The sequence below is a fragment of the Microvirga sp. M2 genome (genome assembly GCF_047497095.1).
Taxonomy (GTDB): Bacteria; Pseudomonadota; Alphaproteobacteria; order Rhizobiales; family Beijerinckiaceae; genus Microvirga.
The window spans coordinates 698,279-721,794 of record NZ_CP134064.1 but is presented as its reverse complement, the minus strand read 5'-3'; the positions used below and the strand labels follow the sequence as shown (position 1 = coordinate 721,794).

Genomic DNA, 23,516 nt, shown 5'->3' with positions numbered 1-23,516 from the left:
AGCCGGAGATGGCGCAGGAACGAGGACACGCGCAGGATGACAGAGCCTGGGCGCTCCGGAATGCTCCATAAGGACGAGGCGGCCGAAGAAGAGACGAATGTCGCGTTCGTCCCTCCCCGGTCGAGAGCGCTTTTTTCGAAAGAGATCCGCTTCGGCGAAAAACCGGGTCCCCTTTTCGCTAGCGCGTCCCGCCGGGTCCGCACGGTGCGCTAGGCGACCGCCGGGACGGCGCTTCGCTCCGGCGCGCGGAACTCCTGCTCGATGCACTGAGCCACCATTTGCGCCGTCGCGGCGGACAGCGTCCAGCCCAGATGGCCATGGCCCGTATTGTAGAAGACTCCCGGCAACCGCCCCTTTCCGACACGCGGCATCATGTTGGGCATCATCGGGCGCAACCCGGCCCAGGGAACGACCCGGCTGGTGCCGACAGCCGGAAACAGCATCCGGGTCCACTCCACGAGAGGCTTGACCCGATCATCGCGGATATCGCGGTTCATGCCGTTGAATTCGGCCGTCCCCGCCACCCGGAAGCGGCCGTTGCCCAGCCGACTGGTGACGATCTTGGCGCGGTCGTCGAGAAGGCTTACCCACGGGGCTCCTCTCTGGCTCTGCTCGTCGTCCAGATGCACGGTGATGGAATAGCCCTTGACGGGATAGATGTTGACCCGGTCGCCGAGCATGCCGGCGAAATTCCGGCTGGCCGCGCCCGCGCATATCACCACGACGTCGGCCTCGATGGTGCGGCGGGACGTGTCTCCGCCATCAGACGGCGAGCCGAGCGAATAGCCGATGCTGTAGGTCTCGTTTCGGGCGATGTCTTCGACCGCTGCATCGTAGATGAAGCGGACACCCCGCCGCTGGCAGGCCCTGGCGAGACCGGACGTGAACTTATGGATATCGCCCGTCGAGTCCGACGGCGTATGAAAGCCGCCATAGAAGTCGCCGTGCAGGGCCGGCTCGATCGATTTCACTTCGGCCGCGGTAACAGGCCTGCGATCCAGTCCCCCTTCGCTCAGCAGGGAGTTGACCTTGAGCGCGTGCTCGAAGCTCGGCTTGTCCCAGTAGATGTGCAGGATGCCGCGCCGGACGTGATCGAAGTCGATTTTCTCCCGCTCGGCGATGGCGAACAGATATTCGCGCGCGGATATCGCCAGCCGGGTGGTGTCCACCGTGTTCCTGCGATAGTGGGCGATGTTCGAGACGAACTCCGCCAGCCAGGAGTATTTGTGCCAGCTCGGAAGCGGGTTGAGCAGCAATGGAGCGTCGGTCTTGAGCATCCATTTGATGCCCTTCAACACCGTCGATCCGTGATTCCACACCTCCGCGTTGCTGGCGGAGAGCTGCCCGCCGTTGGCGAAGGATGTTTCCATCGCCGCATAACGCTGGCGCTCGATCACCGTCACGGAGTAACCGCGCTCGAGCAGGGCATAGGCCGTGGTGACGCCGGTCACGCCGGCGCCGATAATGACAACATGGGACATGGGATCCTCCAGGACCGAAGTGAAAGCGGATCAGAAAATCCGCCGCTGTCCCCAATCTGTCCCTGTACCTGAGAGCTTGGCCGCAGCCAGGAAGCGGCTGCGGGTTTCCCCTTCGGTGGGCACGCGCAGTGCCTCTCTCCAGATCGTTCAGCAGCATGGTCACCCTTGCCTGAGAGTTTCCTGGGGGGTTGCTCCGTCGGCGCCGGCGGTGCGCGACGCGCCCCCCGATCTCTCCCATGCAGCCTCTTGAACGCAGTTGTCTCCGCCGATGAAGTGACCCGCGCTCGCCGCGGGCCGCGCTTCGTCAGTTGCCTTCGTCGTACAGAGTCGTCGTCGTCTCGACATCCTCCTTGTGCAGGCCGGCCCGTTCCACTGCGGCCGCCGCTAGGGTGCGCGCCATCCGGCGAATTTCGGCTTCGTCGACGCCCTGCACCTTGCCGTCCGCGTACAGAACCCGTCCGTCGACCCAGGTCTGGGTGATCGAGGCCGTGGACGCGGAGAACACCAGTGCCTGCAAGGGATCGTAGAACGGGGTCCATTCGACGTGATCGAGATCGAACAGGATGAAGTCCGCCTTCTTGCCGACCTCCAGCGAGCCGATCTCATCGTCCCACATCAGCGCCCTGGCGCCTTCGATGGTGGCGGCCCGAAGCGCCTGCCTGGCCGTGAAGACATCCGGCTTCAGACGGGCATCCTTGAACATGCCGGCGACGACCAGCATCTGCCGCATCAGGTTCATGTTGCCCGCGGCCGAGACGCCGTCGGTGCCGAGGCCGACCTTGACGCCGGCCTTGACCATCTCCGGATACTTGCCGATGGCCGTCGCACCCTTGCCCAGCTTGAAGGACGAGCAAGGGCAGAACGCGACGCTCGCGCCCCGCTGGGCGAGCAGGCGAACCTCCTCGTCGGACACCGCTGCGCCATGGGCGATCACCAGGTTCCGGCCAATGCCTCCCGCCCGATCGATGCGGGTGATCGGCCAGCAGCCATATTTGCTCTCGCACACCTTCGCCTCCTCGATCGAGGTGGCGAGGTGATATGTCGTGCCGACACCGAGCCTCTCCGCGAGCTTGACGGCCCCCACATGGAGCTCGAGACTGCAGGGCTCCTTGCCTTCGATGTTCACCCAGCAGCGCGCGCGCCCGTCCAGCGCTCCGTTGTAGCGTCTGACGCAATCCTCCAGGACCTCGAGCGCGGCTTCGGCATTCGGGAAGAAATGGTGATCGGCCATTTCCTGGGTCCAGCCGCGCGGTAGCTCCGCGGGCGGGTTATCGGCCGCATGGCGTCCGGTGATGCCCCGGATTCCGGTCTTCTCCATGGCCCGGACGACGATGCCGGGATCGTATTGGGATCCCATGTCGAGGAAGCAGGTCGTGCCGCAGCGAAGCATCTCGGTGATCCCGAGAAGCGCCCCCCAATACTCGTCCTCCTCGGTGATGTGCGCGTAGAAAGGCTTGGCCCAATGGAACACCCAGGCGCGGGTGTTGAGGTTGTCCGGGAAGACGGCTCGCGAGAGCGTCTCCGAGAGATGGACATGGCTGTCGACGAAGCCGGGGCACATGCCCAGCATGGCGCCGTCGATGACCCGGTCGAAACTCTCCACGTCGTGACGGGAGGCGACCTCGTCCGCCGGACCGATATCGGCGATGCGGTCGCCGGCGACGACCACGCTGGCGTTGCGCAAGACGGAATCGTTCTTGTCGACCGTGAAAACGAAGTTCAAGTTTCGGATGAGCGTGCGCATATGTGTATCCACCTGAAACTGTACAGCCGCGGATAGGCACTGCCCTGCGGGTTCCAGCAGCAAAAGGCTCTTGTAGGGATGCAGCCGGACGCTTGGGCCGCCTGACTGCATCCTGATCGGCGGGAGCGTCGGTCAGGCCAGGACGGCTTCCCGCGTCGTTTCCTGCCGTTTCGCCGTACCAGTGAGGATGAGGCGGTCGGTGTCGGCGTAGTCGGAGAGGAGCTCCGATCCGTTGGCGGTGACCAGCAGCATGTCCTTGTTCTGCATGCCGAAGCCATACCCGGTATCGTAGCATAGCGGCTCGAAGCCGAGAACCATGTTCTCCTCCAGGACCGCGTCGCTTCCCGGCCTGCCGAGCACGGGCGTCAGGCCGAGATACGGATCCTCGTGGAGGTGGAGACCGATACCGTGGCCGACGAAGGAGATCGGCGGCAGGTTCATCTTCGCGAGCTTTGCGATGAAGGCATCGTAGATCTCCCGGCAGCTCGCCCCCGGCTTCACCTTTTCCATGATCTCGTATTTGCACTCGACGAGATGCGCCCAGATCTCGTCCGCCATCGGCGGCGCTTCGCCCACGACGGCGGTGCGGCAGACCCCGGCCTGATAGCCGTTGATGACCGAGAAGATCTCCACGCGGCACACATCCCCGCGCTTCAGGATGCGCTCGGACGGCCCGACATTCGGAAGAACGCTGCGTTCGCCGGTCGCAACGATCAGCAGCTTGAAATGGTCCGCGCCCAGCGCATAGACGTTGCGCGTCAGGTGGCCTGCGATGTCCATCTCCGAATCGCCCTCGTCGACGACCGCGAGCGTGTCGGTGATCGCCCGATCGGCGATGCGCGACAGCCTGCGCAGCAGCGCGATCTCCTCGGCGGTCTTGATCTGACGCAGCCGCGCCAGGATCGCCTCCGCACGCTCGAACCTCGCCTGCGGCATGGCGGCCACGAGCCGGCTGAAGTCGCCTGCCGGGAGATAATCCATTTCGAGGCCGATGCGCGCCTTGGCAAGTCCGAGCTGGGAAAGCTGATCCGCCAGCACGAGCATCGGATCGTCGGAAAACTCGGCCCAGATCCGCGTCGGCACGTCGGGCAGCCGGCGCCTGATCGTCGACGCCTCCATGTCGACGCCGAACAGCGCCGTTCCGCCATCCGCCGTGACGATCGTCATGGCGTGGCGATGGCGGATGAGAGGCTGGGACGGAACCACGAATCCCGTCGTGTAGGCAAAGTTTTCAGGCGAAGAGCAAATGATGGCATCGAGACCGTTATCGGCCATGGCCTTGATCTGTTTGGCGACGATTTCTTCACGCATTCTGTCGTTCCTCCCTCGTTTTTTCTGCAGGTCCTCAGTCGCGAACCCGATATTTTTCGACCTTGTCGATGCTGACATCGATGCCCATGCCGGGGCCGGACGGCACGACGATCGCGCCGTCGACGAACTGCATCGGCTCGACGAGCAGGTCGTCCTTGTAGTAAATTCCACCGACCTGGCCGTGCTGCGCTTCGGCGGGTGTCGAAACCGGAATGACGCAGGACAGGGTGACGGCCGGGCACGCCGCGGCCAGTTGGACATTGGCCAGATTGCCGATCCCCGTTTCGATGGAACCGTTCACGTTGCACACGATCCCGGCGGCGCGGCATACGGCGCCGACCTCCATGGCCTTGTACAGGCCGCCGGCCTTGGTGGTGTAGATCGAGACGATCTGGATCCCGCCGGAGCGGATGATCTGGATCGAGTCGTGCGCGTTCCAGGCCGACTCGTCCGCCATGACCGGAGCATCGATGCGGCGGCCGACTTCGGCGATCCGATCGATGCCCATGACCGGCTGCTCGACGTATTTGAGCCGGTTCTTCTCCATCCGGCGCACGATCTGGACCGCCTCGCCCGGCGTCTTGTAGCCTTCGTTGGCGTCGACGCAGATCTCGACGGCATCGCCCGCGACCTCGCGCACCGCATCGACCATTGCGACATCGCGCTCCGGATCGACGCCGATCTTGACCTTGATGGTCCTGACCCCTTCCCTGACCAGTTTCGCGACCTCGCCGCGGGCTTCCTCGATCGGGATCAGGCCGATCGAATGAGTCACGGGGACGCGCTCGCGCGCCTTGCCGCCCAGCAACATGTGCACCGGAACGCCGAGCCACCGGCCGGTCAGGTCGTAGGCGGCGAATTCCACGGCGGCTTTCGAATAGGGATAGCCGCGGATGACGGCGTCCATCCGGGCATGCATCTCGGCGAAGTTGCCGAGTTCGACTCCGATCAGGGCCGGCGCCAGGTATGTGTCGATCACGCCGCGGGTGATCTGCGCGGATTCCCCGAAGTAGCGGCCGAATTCGCCGCCCCAATCCTTGAGAGCCGGGGCCTCGCCCCAGCCGATCCTGCCGTCGCTGTCGGTCATCCTGACGATGACATAGCGGCCGATGACTTCGGTGAGGCCCGCCCATTTATGCTCCCGTCGGGTCGGCAAATGAACAAGCAGGGTTTCGACGGATGTGATCTTGGGCAATGTCGTGCACCTTTTTCCTTGTCACCGCATGACCGATGCGTTAGCTTGCGATCATCGAATGTGATCACACACTATGATCAAATTCGAACGGCCGTCAAGCGCCTCCGGACCGGGTTTGCTTCGGGGAGGCGCCGACCGGTACTGTCTGCCGATAGTCGTCGAATAGAGCAGAGGACCAACGATGATCGTAGAGGCAACCAATTACTTCGCGAAGGAGGGCCGCGCGGAAGATGTCTTGAAGCAACGGCGCAGGGCGACCGAGATCCGGCGGCAGCTTGGTCTTGCGCCGGGACGGATTCTCGTCCGAACCGAGGGGGACGGCCCGGATGTCCGTTGGGAATGCAGCTTCGAGACCCGCGCGGATTACGAGGCCGACATGGCCGCCAGGAAGGCCTCGACGGATTTCACGGAGGCCCGGCAGACCATGCACACGCTGCTCTCCCGCTTCGAGCGGCATCTCTACGAGGTCGACCAATGACCTTCGCGGGGTTTAGTTCTCTGAACAGGGCCGCATCCGTTAAGACCGGGCTCTGAACCATGTCCGGCACCGCCCTGCCCCGCACCCCCTCATTCCGGCTCGACGGCCGGCGCGCGTTGGTCACGGGCGCCGGACGCGGCATCGGCCTGGCGGCCGCGGCGGCGCTCGCCGAAGCCGGTGCATCCGTTCTGCTGTGCGCCCGCACAGAACACGAGGTTCAGTCCGCGGCCGCCGCCATCAGGGCGAAGGGCGGGGCCGCCGACGCGATCGCTCTCGACATCACCGACATCGAGAGAGCCGGACGGGTCGTGGCCGCCATGGAGCCGTTCGACATTCTCGTCAACAACGCTGGGATCAACCGGCCGAAGCCGTTGCGGGACGTCGGTCCCGATGATTTCGATGCAGTGTTCGGGCTGAATGTCAGGGCAACGTATTTCCTGACGCAGAATGTCGCGTCGACGCTCATGGCGGCGGGCCGGGCCGGATCCATCATTCACATCTCCTCCCAGCTCGGACATGTCGGCGCAGCCGACCGCTCGCTTTACGTGGCCTCCAAGTTCGCGGTCGAAGGCCTCACGAAAGCCCTCGCGGTCGAGCTCGGTCCCCACAACATCCGCGTCAACGCCGTCGCGCCGACCTTTACCGACACGCCCCTCACGCGCTCCTACGGATTGGGACAGGCGGCCTTGGAAGGGATCAAGGCGAAGATCAAATTGGGACGCATCGGCGCGGTCGAGGATCTGATGGGAGCCATCGTCTTTCTGGCGTCCGACGCCGCCGCGCTCGTCACCGGGACCTCTCTCGTCGTGGACGGAGGCTGGACGGCGGATTGATGCGGCGCGGATCGCAGGCAGGTTTGCGGCGACGATAACGAAGAAGGGAATTGAACATGATCGGGCCCTTTCAATCCTGGCTCCAGCCCATGAGCGAGCTTTTGGACGAGATCAAGAGCGGCTATATTCTCGTCTGCTGCGCGGGCGAAGCCGTGGTCGTCACGTTCCCGCCTTGTGCCGAAGGTCGCCCGACCCTGTCAGACCAGGCGTCGCGCGCGATGGATCGCGACGCTCCGGGGCGGAGCGCCGTCGACCGAGGTGGCATGCATGCCGGCATAAGCCTGCGGTAGGCGGCCGTCACCGCGGCCGGTCGCAAGTCCGCGCCGGCTCCCGGGCCCAGGCTTGACATTTGTACCCCGGTGGCCGACCTTGCGGCGCCATGCTCACGATCAAAGCCCTTTCAGCCATGCGCGCGGGCCGTCTGAAGACGGGATTCTGAGCCCCGGACACAGTCTCTGGTCCGGGGATTGATGGCCCATGCGCCAACGCGACGAGCCCATCGTGCGAAAAAGCGGATCCGGTTTTTCGCAAGGACGATGCGCTCTTCTGGGAGTGAGCATCGGATTCGATCCCAAAAGGGCAAATCCACTTTTGGGTCCGATGCTCGAGGCGAGCATCGAAGGCAGCCGTTTCGCTTCCGAAGCATGAATCCTTTCCCATCCGATCACGAAGGCCGTCTGCGCGTGCAGAACGGCGGGACGTGATGATGTGAACCGTTCGGACCCAGGGCCGACGGCGCGGTCGACCGCGTGGATTCCGCTTCGCCTTAATCCCATCGCTCGCTTCGGAATCATGCAACGCAGGAGAAACGCAATGAACATCGATCACATCATTCGAGCACGCTGGAAGGAGCAGGCCCGCTCGTGCCGGTATGGTGACTTCGACAGCATCATCACCTTGGCGACCGAGGTGGCGAACAGCTCCCACTCGACGCTGGGCATGCGAACCGCTGCTCACAAGACGCGCTCCACTGCGGACGTCGCGCGTACGCCGCGCGCCACCGAAGCTGAAAGGCGGGGAGCGACCGATAGTTTCATCCACCTGAAGGGAGAGCTCGGGGCTCTCTGGGATCTCATCTAGAGCCATTTTCGGCAACGCAATGAGAGAGCAGTTTCCACACAAGCGGAGACTGCTCGGGAAACAACTCGAAGAACCGCGGCGGATCGGCTTTGACCTCCTTCATACCCCCACACATGCGTGAAACCGGCAAGCGCCCCATGCGCGCCGGAGATGTGGGCGCGTGGGCCCCTGTTCCGGGCCTGCAGACCCTCGAACGATCGCTTACGTTTTTTGCCGCGGAGCACCGGCTCTGCATGAAGCCCGTCAGGCTGGCGACGAACCAGGCGCTGTTCTCGGCGGGCGAGGCATGTCATTCGCTCTATCTTCTCGCATCCGGGCTGGTGCGCGTGTTCGACACACTGGCCGACGGCCGGCGGCACATCACCGACTTTGCCAGGCCGGGCGATCTTCTGCCGATGCTCGACGAAGGGGCCTATTGGCAGAATGCGGAGGCCGTCGTGCCATCCAGGGCCTATGCGGTCTCGCGACAGCATTTCCGCGAACTCGTCGAGCGACATCCGAGTCTCGCCTGTCAGCTGAACGGGATGATCCGGGCCTCTCTTCATGCGGCGAACCGGCGGCAGGTGCTGCTCGGATGCCTGTCGGCTCTGGAACGGGTCGCGTGCTTCCTGATCATGGCGGCTCGGCACTCCGCCGGCCGGGGCGGGCCGGGGAACACGGTCGAATTGCTCATGAGCCGCTACGATATCGCGGATTATCTCGGGCTCACCGTCGAGACCGTCAGCCGCACTCTGACGCGGCTGAAGCAGCATGGGCAGATCCGGCTGCCGACTCCGCAGGAGATCGAGATCGTGGACAAGGCCGGCCTCATGCGGTTGGCCGGATTGCCGGGCATCGCCGGGGCGGCCCATCGGCAGCACCTGTCGTAGGACAGCCCGGACGAGAATGGGTCCACAAACATGCGGCCCGGCGAGTGCATGTCTCGCCGGGCCGCCTACGATCTTGATGCCTGTAGGGGGCTTCCCCTTGTCCTCTACAAGGGTCGCTTCAGCCGTGATGCGACGAAGCCGACGATTCCTTCCCGGAAGAGGAGCACGCAGACGACGAAGACACCGCCCTGGATCACGGTGACCCAATCGCCGAAGGACGCGAGATAGTTCTGTAGAAGAACCACGAGCGCCGCGCCGACGATGGGACCGAAGAACGTATACATTCCCCCGATCAGGGTCATGAGGACGACCTCTCCGGACATGGTCCAGTGGACGTCCGTCAAGGTCGCCAGCTGAAACACGATCGCCTTGGTGCCTCCCGCGACACCCGCCAATCCGGCCGAGATCACGAAGGCCACCAACTTATACTGATTGACCCGGTATCCCAGCGAGATGGCGCGCGCCTCGTTGTCCCGGATCGCCTTCAGGACCTGCCCGAAGGGCGAATGAACGATGCGGTAGAGCGCGAACAGGCAGGCCAGGAAGACGACGACGACGAAAAAGTACAGTGTCTTGTCGTCGGACAAGGGGATAAGCCCGAACAGCGCGCCCCGCGGCACCTTCTGAATGCCGTCCTCGCCTCCCGTGAAGGGAGCCTGAAGCGCGAAGAAATAGACCATCTGGGCGAAGGCCAGCGTGACCATCGCGAAGTAGATGCCCTGGCGCCTGATGGCGAGCGCGCCGAAAACGCAGCCCATCAGGACCGCGACCCCTGCCCCACACAGGATGGCGAGCTCCGGAGAAAGACCCCACACCTTCGCCGCGTGGGCCGCGACGTAGCTCGACATGCCGAAATACGCCGCGTGTCCGAACGACAGGAGACCCACATAGCCCAGCAGCAGATTGACCGAGCAGGCGAACAGGGCGAAGCAGAGGATCTTGATCACCAGGATCGGATAAAGCAGGGACGGCGCCACGAGAAGCACGGCGCCCAGCCCGAGCATGACGAACAGGTGGTAGCGCGGCATGCCCAGTTTCTGGAACGAGGCCGCGGCGGGCACATGGCTGTGAGACGACATGTTAGGAGCTTCTCCCGAAAAGGCCTGCGGGCTTTGCCATGAGAACGATGGCCATGATCACGAAGATGACGGTCGCCGAGGCTTCCGGCCAAAACACCTTGGTCAGGCCCTCGACGAGCCCCAGCGAGAAACCCGTGACGATCGATCCGAGGATCGAGCCCATGCCGCCGATGACGACAACCGCGAAGACGACGATGATGAGGTCGGAGCCCATCGTCGGATTGACAGAGTAGATCGGGGCCGCGAGCACGCCGGCAAAACCGGCGAGCGCGACGCCGAAGCCGTAGGTCATGGTGACCAGGAGCGACACGTTGATGCCGAAGGCCTCGGTCAGGGCCGGGTTCTCGGTCGCCGCCCGCAGATAGGAGCCGAGCCGCGTCTTTTCGATGACGAACCAGGTCGACAGACAGACGATGAGCGACGTGACGATCACGAAGGCGCGCGAGTTCGGAAGGAACATGAACCCGAGATTGTGCCCGCCGGTCAGAAGGGGCGGCAGCGTATAGGGCATGCCGGTGGCGCCGTAGAAGTTCCGGAAGAGACCGGTGATCATCAGCGCGAGGCCGAATGTCAGGATCATCCCGTAGAGATGGTCGAGGTCGTAGAGCCAGCGCAGCAGCAGACGCTCGATGAGCACGCCGAACGCGCCCACCAGAAGGGGCGAGAGGATCAGCGCCCACCAATAGCCGACGCCCAGATAGTTGAGCAGCATCCAGGCCCCGAACGCGCCCATCATATAGAGTGCGCCGTGGGCGAAATTGACGATGTTCAGGAGACCGAAGATCACCGCGAGCCCGAGGCTCAGCATGGCGTAGAACGCGCCGTTGATGAGCCCCAGCAGCAGCTGGCTGAAGAACACCTGAGGAGGAATACCAAGCAGTTCGAACATGAAATCCCCCTTCTACACGCCCAGATAGCGGCTGAGCTTTTCGGCGCTCGCTCCGAGATCGGCATTGGTCATCATGTCGACGATCTGCCCGTGCTCCATGACGTAGTGGCGGTCGGCGACAGTCGAGGCGAAATGAAAATTCTGCTCCACGAGCACGATCGTGTAGCCGCGTTCCTTCAGCTGCGTGATCGTCCGGCCGATCTGCTGCACGATGACGGGGGCAAGACCCTCCGTCGGCTCGTCGAGGAGCAGCAGCTTGGCGCCGGTCCTGAGGATGCGCCCGATCGCGAGCATCTGCTGCTCGCCGCCCGAAAGCTTCGTGCCCTGGCTTTTCAGGCGCTCGCGGAGATTGGGAAACATGTCGAGGATTTCCTCGACCGAGAGGCCGCCGTCCCGGACGACGGGCGGAAGCCGCAGGTTTTCTTCGACGTTCAGGCTCGAATAGATTCCGCGGTCCTCCGGGCAGAAGGCGATCCCGCATTTCGCGATGGCCCGCGCGCTCAGGCCGATGGTCTCCTGCCCGGCATGGCGAATGGAGCCTTTTCGCCGGCGCATGATCCCGATGATGGCCTTCAGCGTCGTGCTCTTGCCGGCGCCGTTGCGCCCGAGCAGCGTGACGACCTCCCCGGCCGGAACATCGAACGTCACGCCGTGGAGAACATGGCTTTCGCCATACCAGGCCTCGAGCCCCCGTACGGCGAGCAGCGGCTTGGATCCGCTGGCTTCGGTGGAAACCCTATGCATGAGGCACCCCGATATAGGCTTCGATGACGCGGGGATCCTTGGACACGGTGGCGTAGTCGCCTTCGGCGAGAACCTTCCCGCGTGTCAGGACGGTGATCCGGTCGGACAGCGAGGCCACGACCGAGAGATTGTGTTCCACCATCAGGATCGTGCGGTTCTGCGAGATCTTCCTGATGAGCGTGGAGACGCGCTCGACGTCCTCCTGGGTCATGCCCGCCATGGGCTCGTCCAGGAGAAGCATCTCGGGATCGAGCGCCAGAGTCGTTGCGATCTCCAAGGCGCGCTTGCGCCCATAGGACAATTCGCGGGCCGGAACCAGGGCGAACTCGTCGAGCCCGACCGCCGAAATCAGCGCCCAGGCCTCGTCGTGAAGCGACGCGAGGACGCGCTCCGAGCGCCAGAAGTCGAACGAATCGCCCCGGATCCGACGCTGAAGGGCGATCCGGATATTCTCGAGCGCCGTCATGTGGCCGAACACCGCCGAGATCTGGAACGACCTCACGAGCCCGAGCCGGGCGACATTGGCCGGCGACATCCCGGTGATGTCGCGGCCGTTATAGACGATGCGTCCGCTCGTCGGGCTCAGCACCTTGGTGAGGAGATTGAAGCAGGTCGTCTTCCCGGCTCCGTTGGGACCGATGAGGGCGTGAATCGTGCCGCGCCGGACGGCGAGCTTGACCCCGTCCACGGCGACAAAGCCCTTGAACTCCTTGGTGAGCTCCGATGCGCTCAGAATGATATCGTCCGCCATGGCTCCACAGACATCGTTCGATGGCGCGCGCCCGAAGGCACGCGCCAGTTTCATGTTGGAAGGGTCGAAATCCGCCTTTGACGGCGCTCGGCTATTTGACCAGCGGGCAATCGCTCTCGGACAGAGGACGGAAAGCCTCGTCGCCGGGAACCGTGCGCAGGATCTTGTAGTAGTCCCACGGAGCCTTCGACTCGGCGGGCGTCTTCACCTGCGCCAGATACATGTCGTGCACCATGCGGCCGTCGGCCCGGATCTTGCCGTTCTTCGCGAAGAAATCGTTGACGGGCGTTTCCTTCATCCGGGCCACCACCTTCTCGGCGGAATCGGTTCCGGCGGCTTCGATCGACTTCAGGTAGTGCGTGACGGCCGAGTAGACGCCGGCCTGGGACATGGTCGGCATCGCGCCATGCCGCTTGAAGAAGCGCTGCGACCATTCGCGGGTTTCGTCGTTGCGGTCCCAGTAGAATCCGGTCGTCAGATAGAGGCCCTGCGCGGTCTGGAGGCCGATCGAGTGAACGTCGGTCAGGAAGATTGCGAGCCCGGCGATCTTGGCCTTTTGGGTGAGGCCGAATTCCTGCGCCTGCTTCAGGGAGTTGATGGTATCGCTGCCGCCGTTGGCGAGCGCGATCACGTCGGCGTTCGTGCTCGGGATCCGCATCAGGAACGAGGAGAAGTCGGAGGTGTTGAGCGGATGCTGCACCGCCCCGACGACCTTTCCGCCCGTCGCCTCGACGACGCGTGAGACGTCGGCCTTCATGGTGTGGCCGAACGCGTAGTCGGCCGTCAGGAAGTACCAGGACTTGCCGCCCTCCTGCACGATCGCCTTCGCGGTGCTCACGGCCGCCGCATAGGTATCCCAGGTCCAGTGAATGCCGTTCGGCGAGCAGGCCTTGTTGGTCAGATCGGCCGTTCCGGCGCCGGAGACGATCAGGACGCGGTTCTTCTCGCGCGCCAGTTCCTGAACCGCGAGCACGACGGAGGAGTTGGGCACGTCGATGATCATGTCGACGCCTTCCGCGTCGAACCAGCGGCGGGCGATCTGGGTGCCCACATCGGCCTTGTTCTGGTGATCGGCGCTCACGAGCTCGACCTTCTTGCCGCCGATCTTGGTGCCGAAGTCCTCGACCGCCATCTCGGCGGCGACGACCGAACCCTTGCCGGCGAGCGAGGAGAAGACGCCGGTCTGATCGGTCAGCACACCGATCTTGACGGTGTTGTCCGATACCTGTGCAGAGGCCGCCGTGATGGAACAGGCAGCGCCGATGAGCCCGAGACAGAGTTTTTTCATGAGAGTCCTCCCGACTTTTTATGACAGTGACGGCGTTCTTGACGCCTTGTTGCTTTGACCGGAGCTTGCCAGAAAACCGCTACCGATCAGCAAAAATGTATTCCGCTGTGCGGAAAGATGGGGCTGTTGTGGGGCCGGGGAGCCCGAAAGCTCCCCGAGCCGGTGAAACGTGCGCCGACGCCGAGCCGGCGACGCATCGTCCGCAGGCTCTTTTCTCGCGTCGCCGCCTTTAGATTTTCTCTCAGAGGAGGCCGCGGATAAGACCTCCGTCGACCGCGATGTTCTGCGCCGTGATGTAATCCGCGTGACGCGAGCACAGGAAGGCGCACAACGGACCGAAATCCTCCGCCGTGCCGAGGCGGGCCGCAGGCACCGATGCCGCCATCCGGGCGGACGCTTCCTGCTCGGTGATCGAATCCCGCGCCGCGCGGGCCCGGATGACGCGGTCGAGCGCGCCGGTCGCCATGAGGCCCGGCAGGATGTTGTTGACCGTGACTCCCTTGCCGGCGACTTCGCGCGCGAGCGTCGCCATCGCGCCCGTCAATCCGGCCCGGACGCCGTTGGCGAGAGCCATGTTCGGATACGGTTCCTTGACGGCGAAGGACGTGATGTTCACGATCCGGCCGTAGCGGGCCTCGATCATGCCCGGCAGCAGAATCTGCGCCGCCTGGATGGCCGACAGCATGTTGACCTCGAGTGCCCGGCGCCAGGTCTCGATCGCGTGATCCGTGAACTCGCCGGTCGGAGGCCCGCCCGCATTCGTGACCAGGATATGAATCGGTCCGAGCTGGCTTTGGGCTTCCTCGATGAGACGCGCCGGCTGATCCGGATCGGCGAGATCGCCCTGCACGAAGATCGCCTTGTCGCCGAGAAGCGTGAGCGCCTGAGCGCCCTCTTCGGCATTGCGCCCGTTGATCGCCACCCGGACGCCGGCCTCGGCGAGTTCACGGGCGCAGGCGAAGCCCAGCCCCTTCGTTCCGCCCAGCACCAGCGCGGTTTCGCCGCTTATTCTGAGATCCATCTTGTGCCCTTTCCCCGAAACGTCGTCAGTTCGGACATTCTTCGCACGATTGCCGTTCACGCCCCTTACGAAGGCGTGACGGCGAAGTCACGCCCCGGTGTAGTTGGGAGCGCGTTTTTCCAGGAACGCCCGCATGCCTTCGTTCTTGTCGCTGGTCGCGAAGAGAACCTGAAGAGCCTTGCGCTCCAGAGCCAGCGCCGCGCCGAGCGATGCATCCTGACCGTAGAGAATGACCTCCTTGATCTGCGCGAGCGCAATCGGCGGGAGCTTGGCCATCTGCTCGGCCATCGTCATCGCGGTGTCGAAAACGGCCTCGTCCGCGACGAGCTTGCTGACGAGCCCCATGGCGAACGCCTCTTCGGCATCGATGATCTCGCCCGTCAGGCACAGGCGCATCGCCTTGAACTTGCCGATCGCCCGCGTGAGGCGCTGGGTTCCGCCCGCGCCCGGCATGATGCCGACGCGCACTTCGGGCTGCCCGAGCTTCGCGCTGCGTCCGGCCACGATGATGTCCGCATGCATGGCGAGCTCGAGCCCGCCGCCGAGCGCGAATCCGTTCACCGCCGCGATCACGGGCTGCGGGCAGCGGCCGATCGCCTCCCAGAGTCGCTCGTTGTGGCGCAGATACATGTCCACGGCGCTGATCTCGGCCATGTCCTGAATATCGGCGCCGGCCGCGAAGCTCGTCTCGTCGCCGGTCAGGACCACGCAGCGCAGCGCCGTGTCGTCCACGAAGCTCTCGAAGATTTCCGCCAGCCTGCGGCGCACCGGCATGTTGAGGGCGTTGCGCACCTTCGGCCGGTTGATGCGAACCACCGCGATGGTGTCGCTCCTGCGGTCGAGAATGACTTCCGGATTCTCTACGCTGTCCATCATGCCTTCTCCAACACGAGGGCGATGCCCTGTCCCACGCCGATGCACATGCTGCACAGGGCGCGTTTCGCGTCGCGCTCCTGCATCTCCAGCGCCGCCGTGAGGGCGAGGCGCGCTCCGGACATGCCGAGGGGGTGGCCCAGGGCGATGGCGCCGCCATTGGGATTCACGTGCTCCGCGTCGTCCGGCAGGCCGAGCTGACGCAGGCAGGCCAGCGCCTGGGCCGCGAAGGCTTCGTTGAGCTCGATCACGTCCATGTCGGCAATCGTCAGACCCAGGCGGGCCATCAGCTTCCGGCTGGCCGGCACGGGCCCGATGCCCATGATCCGCGGCTCGACGCCGGCGGTCGCAAGGCCCGCGACGCGCGCCAGGGGCGTCAGGCCGTACTTCGCGACCGCTTCGCCCGAGGCGACGATGAGCGCCGCGGCGCCGTCGTTGACGCCCGAGGCGTTGCCGGCCGTCACGCTGCCGCCCTTGCGGAACGGCGTGGGCAATTGGGCGAGCTTCTCCACGGTGGTCTCGCGCGGATGCTCGTCGCGCTCGACGATGATCGGATCGCCCTTGCGCTGAGGAATCCTGACGGCCACGATCTCGCGGCCGAGGCGGCCCGATTGCTGCGCGCGCGCGGCGCGCTGCTGGCTGCGCACGGCAAACGCGTCCTGGTCCTGGCGGGAGACCTGGAACTGCTCGGCGACGTTCTCGGCCGTCTCGGGCATGGAGTCGATGCCGAAGCGCTCCTTCAGGATCGGATTGACGAAGCGCCATCCGATCGTCGTGTCGAAGATCTCGGCCGAGCGCGAGAAGGCGGTCTCCGCCTTGCCCATCACGAAGGGCGCCCGCGTCATCGACTCGACGCCGCCCGCGATGAAGACCTCGCCCTCCCCGGCCCGGATCGCGCGCGCCGCCTGGCCAACGGCGTCGAGGCCGGAACCGCAGAGGCGGTTGATCGTCGTTCCGGGCACCGTGTCGGGCAGGCCCGACAACAGCACCGCCATGCGGGCGACGTTGCGGTTGTCCTCGCCGGCCTGATTGGCGCAGCCCATGATGACGTCGTCGATGGCCTCAGCCGGAAGCTGGGGCGCGCGCGCCATCAATTCGCGCAGGACGAGGCCTGCCATGTCGTCGGCGCGGACGGACGCGAGGGCGCCGCCGAAGCGCCCGACCGGAGTCCGCACGCCCGCGCAGATATATGCTTCCGCCATCATGCGGTCTCCTTAAAGGGGGCAGTCTTTGGTGAAGTTCGGACGGCGCTTCTCGCGCAGGGAGGCGAGCCCCTCCTGAACGTCCGGACCCTTGAAGCCCATGAACTCGAGCGCCAGGGACGTGTCGAAGGTCGGCCCGGCCATGCGCAGCCAGTTGTTCAGCGCGTACTTGGTCCAGCGGATGGCGGTCGGCGATCCGGCGGCGAGCTTCTTGGCCACCTCGAGAGCCTTGTCGTGAAGCTGCGCGTCGTCGACGCAGAGCGACACGAGGCCGATGCGCTCCGCCTCCTCGCCGGTCACCGGCTCGCAGAGGAGAAGATAATATTTCGACTTGGCGAGACCGCACAGAAGCGGCCAGACGATCGCGGCGTGGTCGCCGGCTGCGACGCCCAGGCGCGTGTGCCCGTCGATGATGCGCGCCGAGCGCGACGCGATCGACACATCCGCCAGGAGACCGGCCACGAGACCGGCGCCGACGGCCGGGCCCTGCATGGCGGACACGATCGGCTTCGAGCAGTTGACCAGGTTGTAGACGAGATCCCGGGCTTCCTTCCACACCCGCGTGAGGGTGTGGAAATCCTCCGTCATCTCCTTCACGAGGTCGAGATCCCCGCCGGACGAGAAGGCCTCGCCCGCGCCGCGGATAATGACCGCCGAAACGTTCGGATCGGAATCGATGTCGCGCCAGATGCGAACCAGCTCGCCATGCATGATCTCGTCGGCCGAATTGAGCCGTCCGGGATTCTCCATCGTGATCCGCAGGACACGGTCTTCCGGCCAATCGAACTTCAACCGGCGATAGCTGTCATAGGGGCCGCTCATATCTTCTTCTCCCGATCTTTCCAGTAGGGCTCTCGCAGGATGTTCTTCTGAATCTTTCCGATCGGAGTCTTCGGAAACTCCGCCACGAACTTCACGACGCGGGGCCGCTTGAAGCGGGCAAGGCGCTCCGCGCAATGGGTCACGAGGTCGTCCTCGCTCACGTCCATGCCGGCCTTGATCTGGACATAGGCCGCCGGCACTTCGCCCCATTTGTCGTCGGGGATTCCGAAGACCGCGCATTCGGACACCGCGTCGTGCTCATAGAGCACGTTCTCGATCTCCTTGGGATAGACGTTTTCGCCGCCGGAGATGATCATGTCCTTCGAGCGGTCGACGAGCGTGACGAATCCCTCCTCGTCCACCGTGGCGAGATCGCCCGTCCAGCCCCAGCCCTTCCGGAAGAAGTTCGCGGTCTGGTCGGGCTCCTTGTAGTATTCGAGCATCACGTTCTCGCCGCGCGAGACCAGTTCGCCGATCTCTCCCGCCTTCACCGGGTTGCCGTCGCGGTCCACGACCGCGACATCCACATTGTAGGCCTGGCGGCCGACGGTGCCGAGCTTGGCGGGCAGATACCAGTGCCGGAGCACCGTCAGAACGCCCACCTCGGACTGGCCGTAGATCTGCGTCAGCTTCACGTCCGGAAGCTTTTCCAGCATCTCGCGCTGCACCCAGTCGGGCATCGGCGCGCCCGCGAAGGAGAGCTTCGTCCAGGTCTTGAAGTTGGCGGCGTCGAAATTCGGATCGCTGACGACCATGCTGGCCTGGGTCGGCACCATGAAGGCCGCCGTCATGCCGCTCTCGCGCGCCATGGCGGCGAAATCGGCAACGTTCCATTTGGACAGGAACGTGGAGGTCGCGCCGGCGAGGACCGCGGGCTGGAACATGATGTTGAGCGCGGCGACATGGAAGAGCGGGGTCACGATTCCGACGACGTCGCGCTCGTCGATGGCCTCTTCGACCATGACCGTGTGAGCCGTGATCATGCGGTTGCGGTGACTTGTCAGAACGCCCTTCGGGCGCCCCGTCGTGCCGCCCGTATAGGTCATGCTGAACGGGTCGTCTTCATCGATTTCGACGGTTGGGTAAGCCTCGGACCCTCGCGCGAGAACATCGTCGAACGGCACCGCGCCCTCGACCGCCCCGCCGACGCTGATGAACGTCCTGATCTTGGTCAGGTTGGCGCGGATCGCCGCAACCTTCTCGGCGAAGACGTGCTCGAAGATCAGGATTTCGACATCCGCCTTGTCGAGCACGTATTGCAGCTCTTCGGGCGCATAGAGAACCGAGACGTTGACCAGGACGCCGCCGGAACGCGCGGCGCCGAAAAAGGTGATGCCGTATTCCGTCCGGTTGCGGCTGACGATTCCGACCTTGGCGCCCTTCTCGACCCCCAGGTCGATCAAGGCGTTCGCGAGCCGGTTGGCCGCGAGATTGAGATCCCGGTAGCTCAGCGACGTGCCCTGCCAGAGGATGGCGGGCTTCGACGGAAAACGCTCGGCCGAGCGACGCAACATGTCACCAGTCAGCATCCAGTTCCTCCCTTGTTCTGCCTTGAATAACGTTCCGCTTCTGTCGGGGCGGGCGCGTGGACTTTCTCCGAGAGCAGTGTTATTCGCAATGTGTATTTGCGAAAAGCCTTTCCGCACAGCGGAAGAATGGGGGAGCGGCGATGGACCGTGAGGACCGACAATTCGTGGATGCTTTTGCCCGGGGACTGGCCATTCTCGAGGCCCTGTCCCGGGTGCAGCGTCCGTTGAGCAACGGCGAGCTCTCGCGGGCGACCGGTCTTCCGCCCTCTACCGTCAGCCGGCTCACGCATACGGCGATGGAACTGGGCTATCTCCGCTTCAGCCAATCCAAGCGCGCCTACGAGCTGACCCCCAAGAACCTGACGCTCGGCTATCCCGTGCTCGCGGGGATGACGATGCTCGACCGCGCGAAGCCGCTGCTGAAGCAGCTGTCCGAAAAGACCGGCGAGACGGTGGGCCTCACCATTCGCGACGGGCTTCACGTGACCTTCGTCGAAGTCGTGCAAGGGTCCGAACTCGTGGCGGTGCGGCTCGCGACGGGCGGCCGGCTGCCCATCGCGGTGTCGGCTGCGGGAATCGCGATGCTCGCGGCGATGCCGGAGCGGGATCGCCGTCTCATCGCCACGCGCGTTTCATCCCATCTTTCCAAGCGCGGCGGCAATGTCGACGCCTTCAAGGCGAATCTGGCGGAGGCCTGTGAGCTTGGCATCTCGTTCGTGCGCGACGCCTGGCGCCGCGGCATCGGCGGCATCGCCATCGGGTTCGAGGACAACGGCGAGATGGGAGCCATCACCATCCCGATCGCCACCGGCAGCGTGAGCGAGGCGGACATGCGCGGCCGCCTCGCCGATGCGCTGAAGGACACCGTCGGGTCCCTGTGGGGACCGACGGTCTGAGTTCACTCGGTCCAGACCGCGACGTCGAGCGCCGCGCGGCGGCGCAGCCACTGGCTGGGGCGGTAGCGGTCGTCGCCCGTCAGCGACTGCATGGCCCTCAGCACGGACAGGACGTTGCTCGGGCCCACCGACTGAGCGAATTCGAGCGGGCCCTTCGGATAATTGAGGCCGAGGCGCATCGCCTTGTCGATGTCGTGGGGAGCCGCCAGCCCCATCTGGGCCATCTCGCAGCCGAGATTGGCCACCATGGCGACGATTCTCTGCGCGATGAAGCCGGGCGAATCCGCGATCGCGGTCACGGCACGGCCGCTCCCGATCAGGGCATCCACGACCGACTGGCGGATCGCAGGATCGAAGCCGGGAGCCGTCATGAGGGTGATCCGCACGGAGGTGTCGAAGCTCAGATCCAAAGCCACGAGCCGGCGGGCGTCGCTTTTCGTGCGCGTGGCGAAGGCGGTCGCGTCCTCTCCGAGCGGCGCCGCCAGCAGCGGCGCGACGCCGTCGTCCTTGTCGAGAAGGGTCAGTCCCAGTTCGGCGGCCAGGGCCTTGAGCCGTTCGCCCGGCTCGACCAGGACGACCGCCTTGGCGGCGGCGTCCGTTCCCGCCGCATCGGCGGACGGCTTCTGCGCGCCCGCGCCGTAATCATAGAAGCCGCGTCCCGTCTTCCGGCCGAGCTGTCCGGTTTCGAGAAGGTAGCGATGGAAGGGCGTCGAACGCAGGCGCGGATCGCCGAAGAAGCTCTCGTGGACGAAGCGCGTGACGGGAAAGTTCACGTCGATTCCGGTCAGGTCCATCAGTTCGAACGGCCCCATGCGGAAGCCGCAGCAATCGCGCATGACGGCATCGATCTGCGCAGGCGTCGCGACATTCTCGTTCAGGATGGCGAGCGCCTCGGTTGTGTAGGCGCGGCCGCCGAGATTGACCAGGAAGCCGGGCGTATCGCGCACGACGACCGGGTCCCGGCCGAAGCGGCTGCCGAGCGCCACGAGCGTATCGATCACCGCGTCGGTCGTCTCCGGGCCGGGGATCACCTCCACGAGCCGCATCAGGGGAACCGGGTTGAAGAAATGCAGGCCTGCGATTCGCTGGCGATGCTTCAGTCCGGCCGCGATGGCTCCGATCGGCAGGGACGAGGTATTGGACGCAAGAATGGCGTCTTCCCGGACGATCTCCTCGAGCTTCTGGAACAGGGCGCGCTTGACGTCGAGATCCTCGACGATGGCCTCCACGACCACGTCGCAATCGCCGAGGCCTTCGATCCGGTCGGTCACGTTCAGGCAGGCGACGGTGGCTTCAGCGTCCTCGGCCTTGAGCTTGCCTTCGTCGACCCGCTTCTGCAGGCGCTTTGCGATGTCGTTCCGGCTCTTCGCCGCGGCATCCGCCCGCGTATCGAAGATCATCACCCGGACGCCGGCGGTCGCCGCAACTTGCGCGATGCCGGTGCCCATGGCGCCGGCTCCGACGATGCCCAGGGTGATTTGGGATTCGTTGGTGGTGCCCATTGTTCTTGTCCTTTTCCTGCCTTGGGCAAACCCGTATCCCACAGCGGGCCTCGCTGCTGCCGGAGCAGCAGGGACCGGCGCGTGAACGGCTTGCGGAATGGCGTTCCCGAATGGCCCCTAAAAGAGCGTCGGGCAGCATTACGGTCAAGCGAAATTGCGGAAAACTATTCCGCAGTGCGGAACACTTTCCGCCGTTTTCGCGCTCCCGCTCCGCTAGAGTGACGGCGCCCGACCGGGCTGTCATCGTGTCCACCTACCGAGCTCGAAACTGCTGATGTCGAACGACATTCCCGACCTGACCGGCCCGCAGGCCACGCCTGTCCTGATGGAACGAGGCGAGGGCTATCGCATCCTGACCCTCAACCGGCCCGCACGCCTGAACGCCTTCAACATCGCCATGCACGAAGCATTGATGAAGGCCCTGGACGAAGCCGATGCGGATGCGGAGTGCCGGGCCGTGATTCTCACGGGCGCGGGGCGCGGCTTCTCGACGGGCCAGGATCTCGCGGACCGGATTCGCCCCGACGGATCGGCGCCCGATCTCGGCGACAGCCTCGAGCGATATTACAACCCGCTCGTGCGCCGTCTCCGCGCGTTCCGCTGCCCCGTCATCGCCGCCGTCAACGGCGTCGCCGCCGGCGCGGGCGCCAATATCGCGCTGGCCTGCGATATCGTCATCGCGGCGCGTTCAGCGCGCTTTCTCGAACTGTTTTCCAACCTCGGCCTGGTTCCCGATTGCGGCGGAACCTGGTTCCTTCCGCGGACGATCGGGCCGGCCCGCGCCAAAGCCCTGGCGCTCCTCGCAGAGCCGCTCTCGGCCCAGCAGGCGGAAGAATGGGGGCTCATCTGGCGGATCTGCGAGGACGAGGCTCTGCTGACCGAGGCAAGAGCGATGGCCGCGCGCCTCGCAGCGAAGCCGATCCTCGGCCTGACATTGATCAAGCAGGCGCTGGAGGCTTCCGCCACCAACGACCTGAATGACCAGCTCGACCTCGAGCGCGATCTGCAGCGTGAAGCGGGAAAGGACCCCGGCTACATCGAGCGGGTGCATGCGTTCATGGCAAAGCGCTGAGATTCAGCGTGGAGTTCGCCCTTCCTGGGTCCGGTCCGGGATGAGCGGGAGAAGCCGTGGCCTGGACGTCGATCAAAGCTGAGCAAGAACACATCGTCGAAGCGCATTTATCGGTCAATGGCGTTTATCGATGGAGCGGCGAAGAGCACGCCATTCGCATGTCCCGATCGACGGGGACCGCCTCGGGCGTTCCGGCCTGAAGCCCGAAGGCACCGTGGAACCGCTGTCGACGACCCGGCTATCCGTCACGGGGAGATCCGCGGTGTCGTCCTGATGGATGCCCGTCCGCCAGTGATGTCCATGACCATCCGGGCGATGGCCGGGGCGTTCGCTTCAGGCAAGTCCACCGTGAGCGTTGCGCCGGATTCGGTGAAGCTCTCCTGACGGATCCGGACGTCAGGCGTGCCCGTCAGCCGCGCCTTCACCAAAGCAAGGTCGGAAAACACCACGACGATGATGGCTTCCTGAACGGGCACGATGTCGACCAATGGCCCCGCCCGCAGACAGGCCGCAGCCGTTCCGCCATAGGCCCTGACGAGACCGCCGCTCCCGAGGAGAATGCCCCCGAACCAACGGGTGACGACAACCGCGACATTGTCGAGGATCAGCCGGTCGATCGCCTGCAGGATCGGCTTGCCGGCGGTGCCGCTCGGCTCACCGTCATCGCTGCATCGGTAGCTCTGGCCGACCCGCCAAGCCCAGCAATTATGGTTGGCCTCCCTGTCCGAGTGCGCGGCAATGAAGTCCCTGGCATCCTGCTCGCCCGCAATCGGTCCGGCCGTCGCGACGAACCTGCTCTTCTTGATGATCTGTTCGAGCGAGGTGAGGCGTTCCAGGGTCAGCATGCGGTGCAGGAA

The 23,516-nt window shown here is 64.9% G+C and carries 24 protein-coding genes and 1 riboswitch; of the genes, 8 read left to right on the top strand and 16 right to left on the bottom strand.

Going from position 1 to position 23,516, the window contains the following annotated elements:
• Positions 1-209: 209 nt before the first annotated feature.
• The 4 genes from RE429_RS22950 to RE429_RS22935 all read right to left on the bottom strand — a co-directional run bounded on the left by RE429_RS22950 (position 210) and on the right by RE429_RS22935 (position 5,731).
• On the bottom strand, positions 210-1,481 hold the full coding sequence (locus tag RE429_RS22950) for a D-amino acid dehydrogenase (RefSeq protein ID WP_414475653.1): 1,272 nt from the start codon (positions 1,479-1,481) through the stop codon (positions 210-212).
• A 46-nt stretch (positions 1,482-1,527) separates the two neighbouring features.
• Positions 1,528-1,633, bottom strand: a riboswitch (glycine riboswitch).
• A gap of 152 nt (positions 1,634-1,785) precedes the next feature.
• Entirely contained in the window at positions 1,786-3,225 is a 1,440-nt protein-coding gene (locus RE429_RS22945; protein ID WP_414475652.1) for an amidohydrolase family protein, read from the bottom strand.
• Positions 3,226-3,357: 132 nt separating this feature from the next.
• Positions 3,358-4,536, bottom strand: a complete 1,179-nt coding sequence (locus RE429_RS22940) for a M24 family metallopeptidase (protein WP_414475651.1) — start codon at positions 4,534-4,536, stop codon at positions 3,358-3,360.
• Between the two features lie 34 nt (positions 4,537-4,570).
• A complete protein-coding gene (locus tag RE429_RS22935; RefSeq protein ID WP_414475650.1) occupies positions 4,571-5,731 on the bottom strand; it encodes a mandelate racemase/muconate lactonizing enzyme family protein in 1,161 nt (386 codons plus the stop codon).
• Positions 5,732-5,912: 181 nt separating this feature from the next.
• Here RE429_RS22935 and RE429_RS22930 point away from each other — a divergent pair, with 181 nt between their 5' ends.
• The 5 genes from RE429_RS22930 to RE429_RS22910 all read left to right on the top strand — a co-directional run bounded on the left by RE429_RS22930 (position 5,913) and on the right by RE429_RS22910 (position 8,991).
• Positions 5,913-6,209 carry a hypothetical protein gene (locus RE429_RS22930; RefSeq protein WP_414475649.1) on the top strand — a complete coding sequence of 99 codons (297 nt, stop codon included), beginning with the start codon at positions 5,913-5,915 and terminating at the stop codon, positions 6,207-6,209.
• A gap of 59 nt (positions 6,210-6,268) precedes the next feature.
• Positions 6,269-7,042, top strand: a complete 774-nt coding sequence (locus RE429_RS22925) for an SDR family NAD(P)-dependent oxidoreductase (RefSeq protein WP_414475648.1) — start codon at positions 6,269-6,271, stop codon at positions 7,040-7,042.
• 56 nt (positions 7,043-7,098) lie between these two features.
• Positions 7,099-7,332, top strand: coding sequence for a hypothetical protein (locus RE429_RS22920; RefSeq protein ID WP_414475647.1), 234 nt, complete (start codon positions 7,099-7,101; stop codon positions 7,330-7,332).
• Between the two features lie 523 nt (positions 7,333-7,855).
• Positions 7,856-8,122 (top strand): hypothetical protein, encoded by a 267-nt coding sequence (locus RE429_RS22915; RefSeq protein WP_414475646.1) that lies wholly within the window; start codon positions 7,856-7,858, stop codon positions 8,120-8,122.
• A gap of 113 nt (positions 8,123-8,235) precedes the next feature.
• The gene (locus tag RE429_RS22910; RefSeq protein ID WP_414475645.1) at positions 8,236-8,991 is read left to right on the top strand and encodes a Crp/Fnr family transcriptional regulator; all 756 of its coding nucleotides are present in this window, start codon (positions 8,236-8,238) and stop codon (positions 8,989-8,991) included.
• Positions 8,992-9,095: 104 nt separating this feature from the next.
• Here the strand turns inward: RE429_RS22910 and RE429_RS22905 are convergent, their stop codons facing one another.
• The 10 genes from RE429_RS22905 to RE429_RS22860 all read right to left on the bottom strand — a co-directional run bounded on the left by RE429_RS22905 (position 9,096) and on the right by RE429_RS22860 (position 19,189).
• Positions 9,096-10,019, bottom strand: coding sequence for a branched-chain amino acid ABC transporter permease (locus RE429_RS22905; protein ID WP_414475894.1), 924 nt, complete (start codon positions 10,017-10,019; stop codon positions 9,096-9,098).
• Between the two features lie 52 nt (positions 10,020-10,071).
• Positions 10,072-10,959, bottom strand: a complete 888-nt coding sequence (locus RE429_RS22900; RefSeq protein ID WP_414475644.1) for a branched-chain amino acid ABC transporter permease — start codon at positions 10,957-10,959, stop codon at positions 10,072-10,074.
• A gap of 12 nt (positions 10,960-10,971) precedes the next feature.
• Positions 10,972-11,703, bottom strand: a complete 732-nt coding sequence (locus tag RE429_RS22895; RefSeq protein WP_414475642.1) for an ABC transporter ATP-binding protein — start codon at positions 11,701-11,703, stop codon at positions 10,972-10,974.
• Entirely contained in the window at positions 11,696-12,454 is a 759-nt protein-coding gene (locus RE429_RS22890; protein WP_414475893.1) for an ABC transporter ATP-binding protein, read from the bottom strand. Before RE429_RS22890 ends, RE429_RS22895 begins: the two co-directional genes overlap by 8 nt.
• 91 nt (positions 12,455-12,545) lie before the next feature.
• Complete coding sequence (locus RE429_RS22885) at positions 12,546-13,742, bottom strand: ABC transporter substrate-binding protein (protein WP_414475641.1); 1,197 nt, start codon at positions 13,740-13,742, stop codon at positions 12,546-12,548.
• A 241-nt stretch (positions 13,743-13,983) separates the two neighbouring features.
• Positions 13,984-14,763 (bottom strand): SDR family oxidoreductase, encoded by a 780-nt coding sequence (locus RE429_RS22880; RefSeq protein WP_414475640.1) that lies wholly within the window; start codon positions 14,761-14,763, stop codon positions 13,984-13,986.
• An 87-nt stretch (positions 14,764-14,850) separates the two neighbouring features.
• Positions 14,851-15,636: an enoyl-CoA hydratase-related protein gene (locus RE429_RS22875; RefSeq protein WP_414475892.1), complete on the bottom strand. Its 786-nt coding sequence runs from the start codon at positions 15,634-15,636 to the stop codon at positions 14,851-14,853.
• Positions 15,636-16,838: a 3-oxoadipyl-CoA thiolase gene (gene pcaF, locus RE429_RS22870; RefSeq protein WP_414475891.1), complete on the bottom strand. Its 1,203-nt coding sequence runs from the start codon at positions 16,836-16,838 to the stop codon at positions 15,636-15,638. Before pcaF ends, RE429_RS22875 begins: the two co-directional genes overlap by 1 nt.
• Before the next feature lie 12 nt (positions 16,839-16,850).
• Positions 16,851-17,660 carry an enoyl-CoA hydratase/isomerase family protein gene (locus RE429_RS22865; RefSeq protein ID WP_414475638.1) on the bottom strand — a complete coding sequence of 270 codons (810 nt, stop codon included), beginning with the start codon at positions 17,658-17,660 and terminating at the stop codon, positions 16,851-16,853.
• Positions 17,657-19,189, bottom strand: a complete 1,533-nt coding sequence (locus tag RE429_RS22860) for a class I adenylate-forming enzyme family protein (protein WP_414475637.1) — start codon at positions 19,187-19,189, stop codon at positions 17,657-17,659. The genes RE429_RS22865 and RE429_RS22860 overlap by 4 nt, the downstream gene beginning before the upstream one ends.
• Positions 19,190-19,329: 140 nt before the next feature.
• Between RE429_RS22860 and RE429_RS22855 the strand changes: the two genes are divergently transcribed.
• Positions 19,330-20,085, top strand: a complete 756-nt coding sequence (locus RE429_RS22855) for an IclR family transcriptional regulator (protein ID WP_414475636.1) — start codon at positions 19,330-19,332, stop codon at positions 20,083-20,085.
• Between the two features lie 2 nt (positions 20,086-20,087).
• On the opposite strand, the gene RE429_RS22850 is transcribed toward RE429_RS22855, so the two are convergent.
• Complete coding sequence (locus tag RE429_RS22850) at positions 20,088-21,587, bottom strand: 3-hydroxyacyl-CoA dehydrogenase (RefSeq protein ID WP_414475635.1); 1,500 nt, start codon at positions 21,585-21,587, stop codon at positions 20,088-20,090.
• A gap of 274 nt (positions 21,588-21,861) precedes the next feature.
• On the opposite strand from RE429_RS22850, the gene paaG reads away from it, so the two are divergent.
• Both paaG and RE429_RS22840 read left to right on the top strand, forming a co-directional pair.
• The gene (gene paaG, locus RE429_RS22845) at positions 21,862-22,659 is read left to right on the top strand and encodes a 2-(1,2-epoxy-1,2-dihydrophenyl)acetyl-CoA isomerase PaaG (protein ID WP_414475634.1); all 798 of its coding nucleotides are present in this window, start codon (positions 21,862-21,864) and stop codon (positions 22,657-22,659) included.
• A 56-nt stretch (positions 22,660-22,715) separates the two neighbouring features.
• A complete protein-coding gene (locus RE429_RS22840) occupies positions 22,716-22,859 on the top strand; it encodes a hypothetical protein (protein ID WP_414475633.1) in 144 nt (47 codons plus the stop codon).
• Positions 22,860-22,904: 45 nt separating this feature from the next.
• Here RE429_RS22840 and RE429_RS22835 read toward each other — a convergent pair whose 3' ends face one another.
• Positions 22,905-23,504 (bottom strand): IMPACT family protein, encoded by a 600-nt coding sequence (locus RE429_RS22835; RefSeq protein WP_414475632.1) that lies wholly within the window; start codon positions 23,502-23,504, stop codon positions 22,905-22,907.
• Positions 23,505-23,516 lie beyond the last annotated feature (12 nt).

What these genes read in the sequence shown, in the direction of transcription:
- RE429_RS22950 (WP_414475653.1), bottom strand. Translation starts at nt 1,481, where the DNA reads ATGTCCCATGTTGTCATTATCGGCGCCGGCGTGACCGGCGTCACCACG.
- RE429_RS22945 (WP_414475652.1), bottom strand. Translation starts at nt 3,225, where the DNA reads ATGCGCACGCTCATCCGAAACTTGAACTTCGTTTTCACGGTCGACAAG.
- RE429_RS22940 (WP_414475651.1), bottom strand. Translation starts at nt 4,536, where the DNA reads ATGCGTGAAGAAATCGTCGCCAAACAGATCAAGGCCATGGCCGATAAC.
- RE429_RS22930 (WP_414475649.1), top strand. Translation starts at nt 5,913, where the DNA reads ATGATCGTAGAGGCAACCAATTACTTCGCGAAGGAGGGCCGCGCGGAA.
- RE429_RS22925 (WP_414475648.1), top strand. Translation starts at nt 6,269, where the DNA reads ATGTCCGGCACCGCCCTGCCCCGCACCCCCTCATTCCGGCTCGACGGC.
- RE429_RS22920 (WP_414475647.1), top strand. Translation starts at nt 7,099, where the DNA reads ATGATCGGGCCCTTTCAATCCTGGCTCCAGCCCATGAGCGAGCTTTTG.
- RE429_RS22915 (WP_414475646.1), top strand. Translation starts at nt 7,856, where the DNA reads ATGAACATCGATCACATCATTCGAGCACGCTGGAAGGAGCAGGCCCGC.
- RE429_RS22910 (WP_414475645.1), top strand. Translation starts at nt 8,236, where the DNA reads ATGCGTGAAACCGGCAAGCGCCCCATGCGCGCCGGAGATGTGGGCGCG.
- RE429_RS22905 (WP_414475894.1), bottom strand. Translation starts at nt 10,019, where the DNA reads ATGCCGCGCTACCACCTGTTCGTCATGCTCGGGCTGGGCGCCGTGCTT.
- RE429_RS22900 (WP_414475644.1), bottom strand. Translation starts at nt 10,959, where the DNA reads ATGTTCGAACTGCTTGGTATTCCTCCTCAGGTGTTCTTCAGCCAGCTG.
- RE429_RS22895 (WP_414475642.1), bottom strand. Translation starts at nt 11,703, where the DNA reads ATGCATAGGGTTTCCACCGAAGCCAGCGGATCCAAGCCGCTGCTCGCC.
- RE429_RS22890 (WP_414475893.1), bottom strand. Translation starts at nt 12,454, where the DNA reads ATGGCGGACGATATCATTCTGAGCGCATCGGAGCTCACCAAGGAGTTC.
- RE429_RS22885 (WP_414475641.1), bottom strand. Translation starts at nt 13,742, where the DNA reads ATGAAAAAACTCTGTCTCGGGCTCATCGGCGCTGCCTGTTCCATCACG.
- RE429_RS22880 (WP_414475640.1), bottom strand. Translation starts at nt 14,763, where the DNA reads ATGGATCTCAGAATAAGCGGCGAAACCGCGCTGGTGCTGGGCGGAACG.
- RE429_RS22875 (WP_414475892.1), bottom strand. Translation starts at nt 15,636, where the DNA reads ATGGACAGCGTAGAGAATCCGGAAGTCATTCTCGACCGCAGGAGCGAC.
- pcaF (WP_414475891.1), bottom strand. Translation starts at nt 16,838, where the DNA reads ATGGCGGAAGCATATATCTGCGCGGGCGTGCGGACTCCGGTCGGGCGC.
- RE429_RS22865 (WP_414475638.1), bottom strand. Translation starts at nt 17,660, where the DNA reads ATGAGCGGCCCCTATGACAGCTATCGCCGGTTGAAGTTCGATTGGCCG.
- RE429_RS22860 (WP_414475637.1), bottom strand. Translation starts at nt 19,189, where the DNA reads ATGCTGACTGGTGACATGTTGCGTCGCTCGGCCGAGCGTTTTCCGTCG.
- RE429_RS22855 (WP_414475636.1), top strand. Translation starts at nt 19,330, where the DNA reads ATGGACCGTGAGGACCGACAATTCGTGGATGCTTTTGCCCGGGGACTG.
- RE429_RS22850 (WP_414475635.1), bottom strand. Translation starts at nt 21,587, where the DNA reads ATGGGCACCACCAACGAATCCCAAATCACCCTGGGCATCGTCGGAGCC.
- paaG (WP_414475634.1), top strand. Translation starts at nt 21,862, where the DNA reads ATGTCGAACGACATTCCCGACCTGACCGGCCCGCAGGCCACGCCTGTC.
- RE429_RS22835 (WP_414475632.1), bottom strand. Translation starts at nt 23,504, where the DNA reads ATGCTGACCCTGGAACGCCTCACCTCGCTCGAACAGATCATCAAGAAG.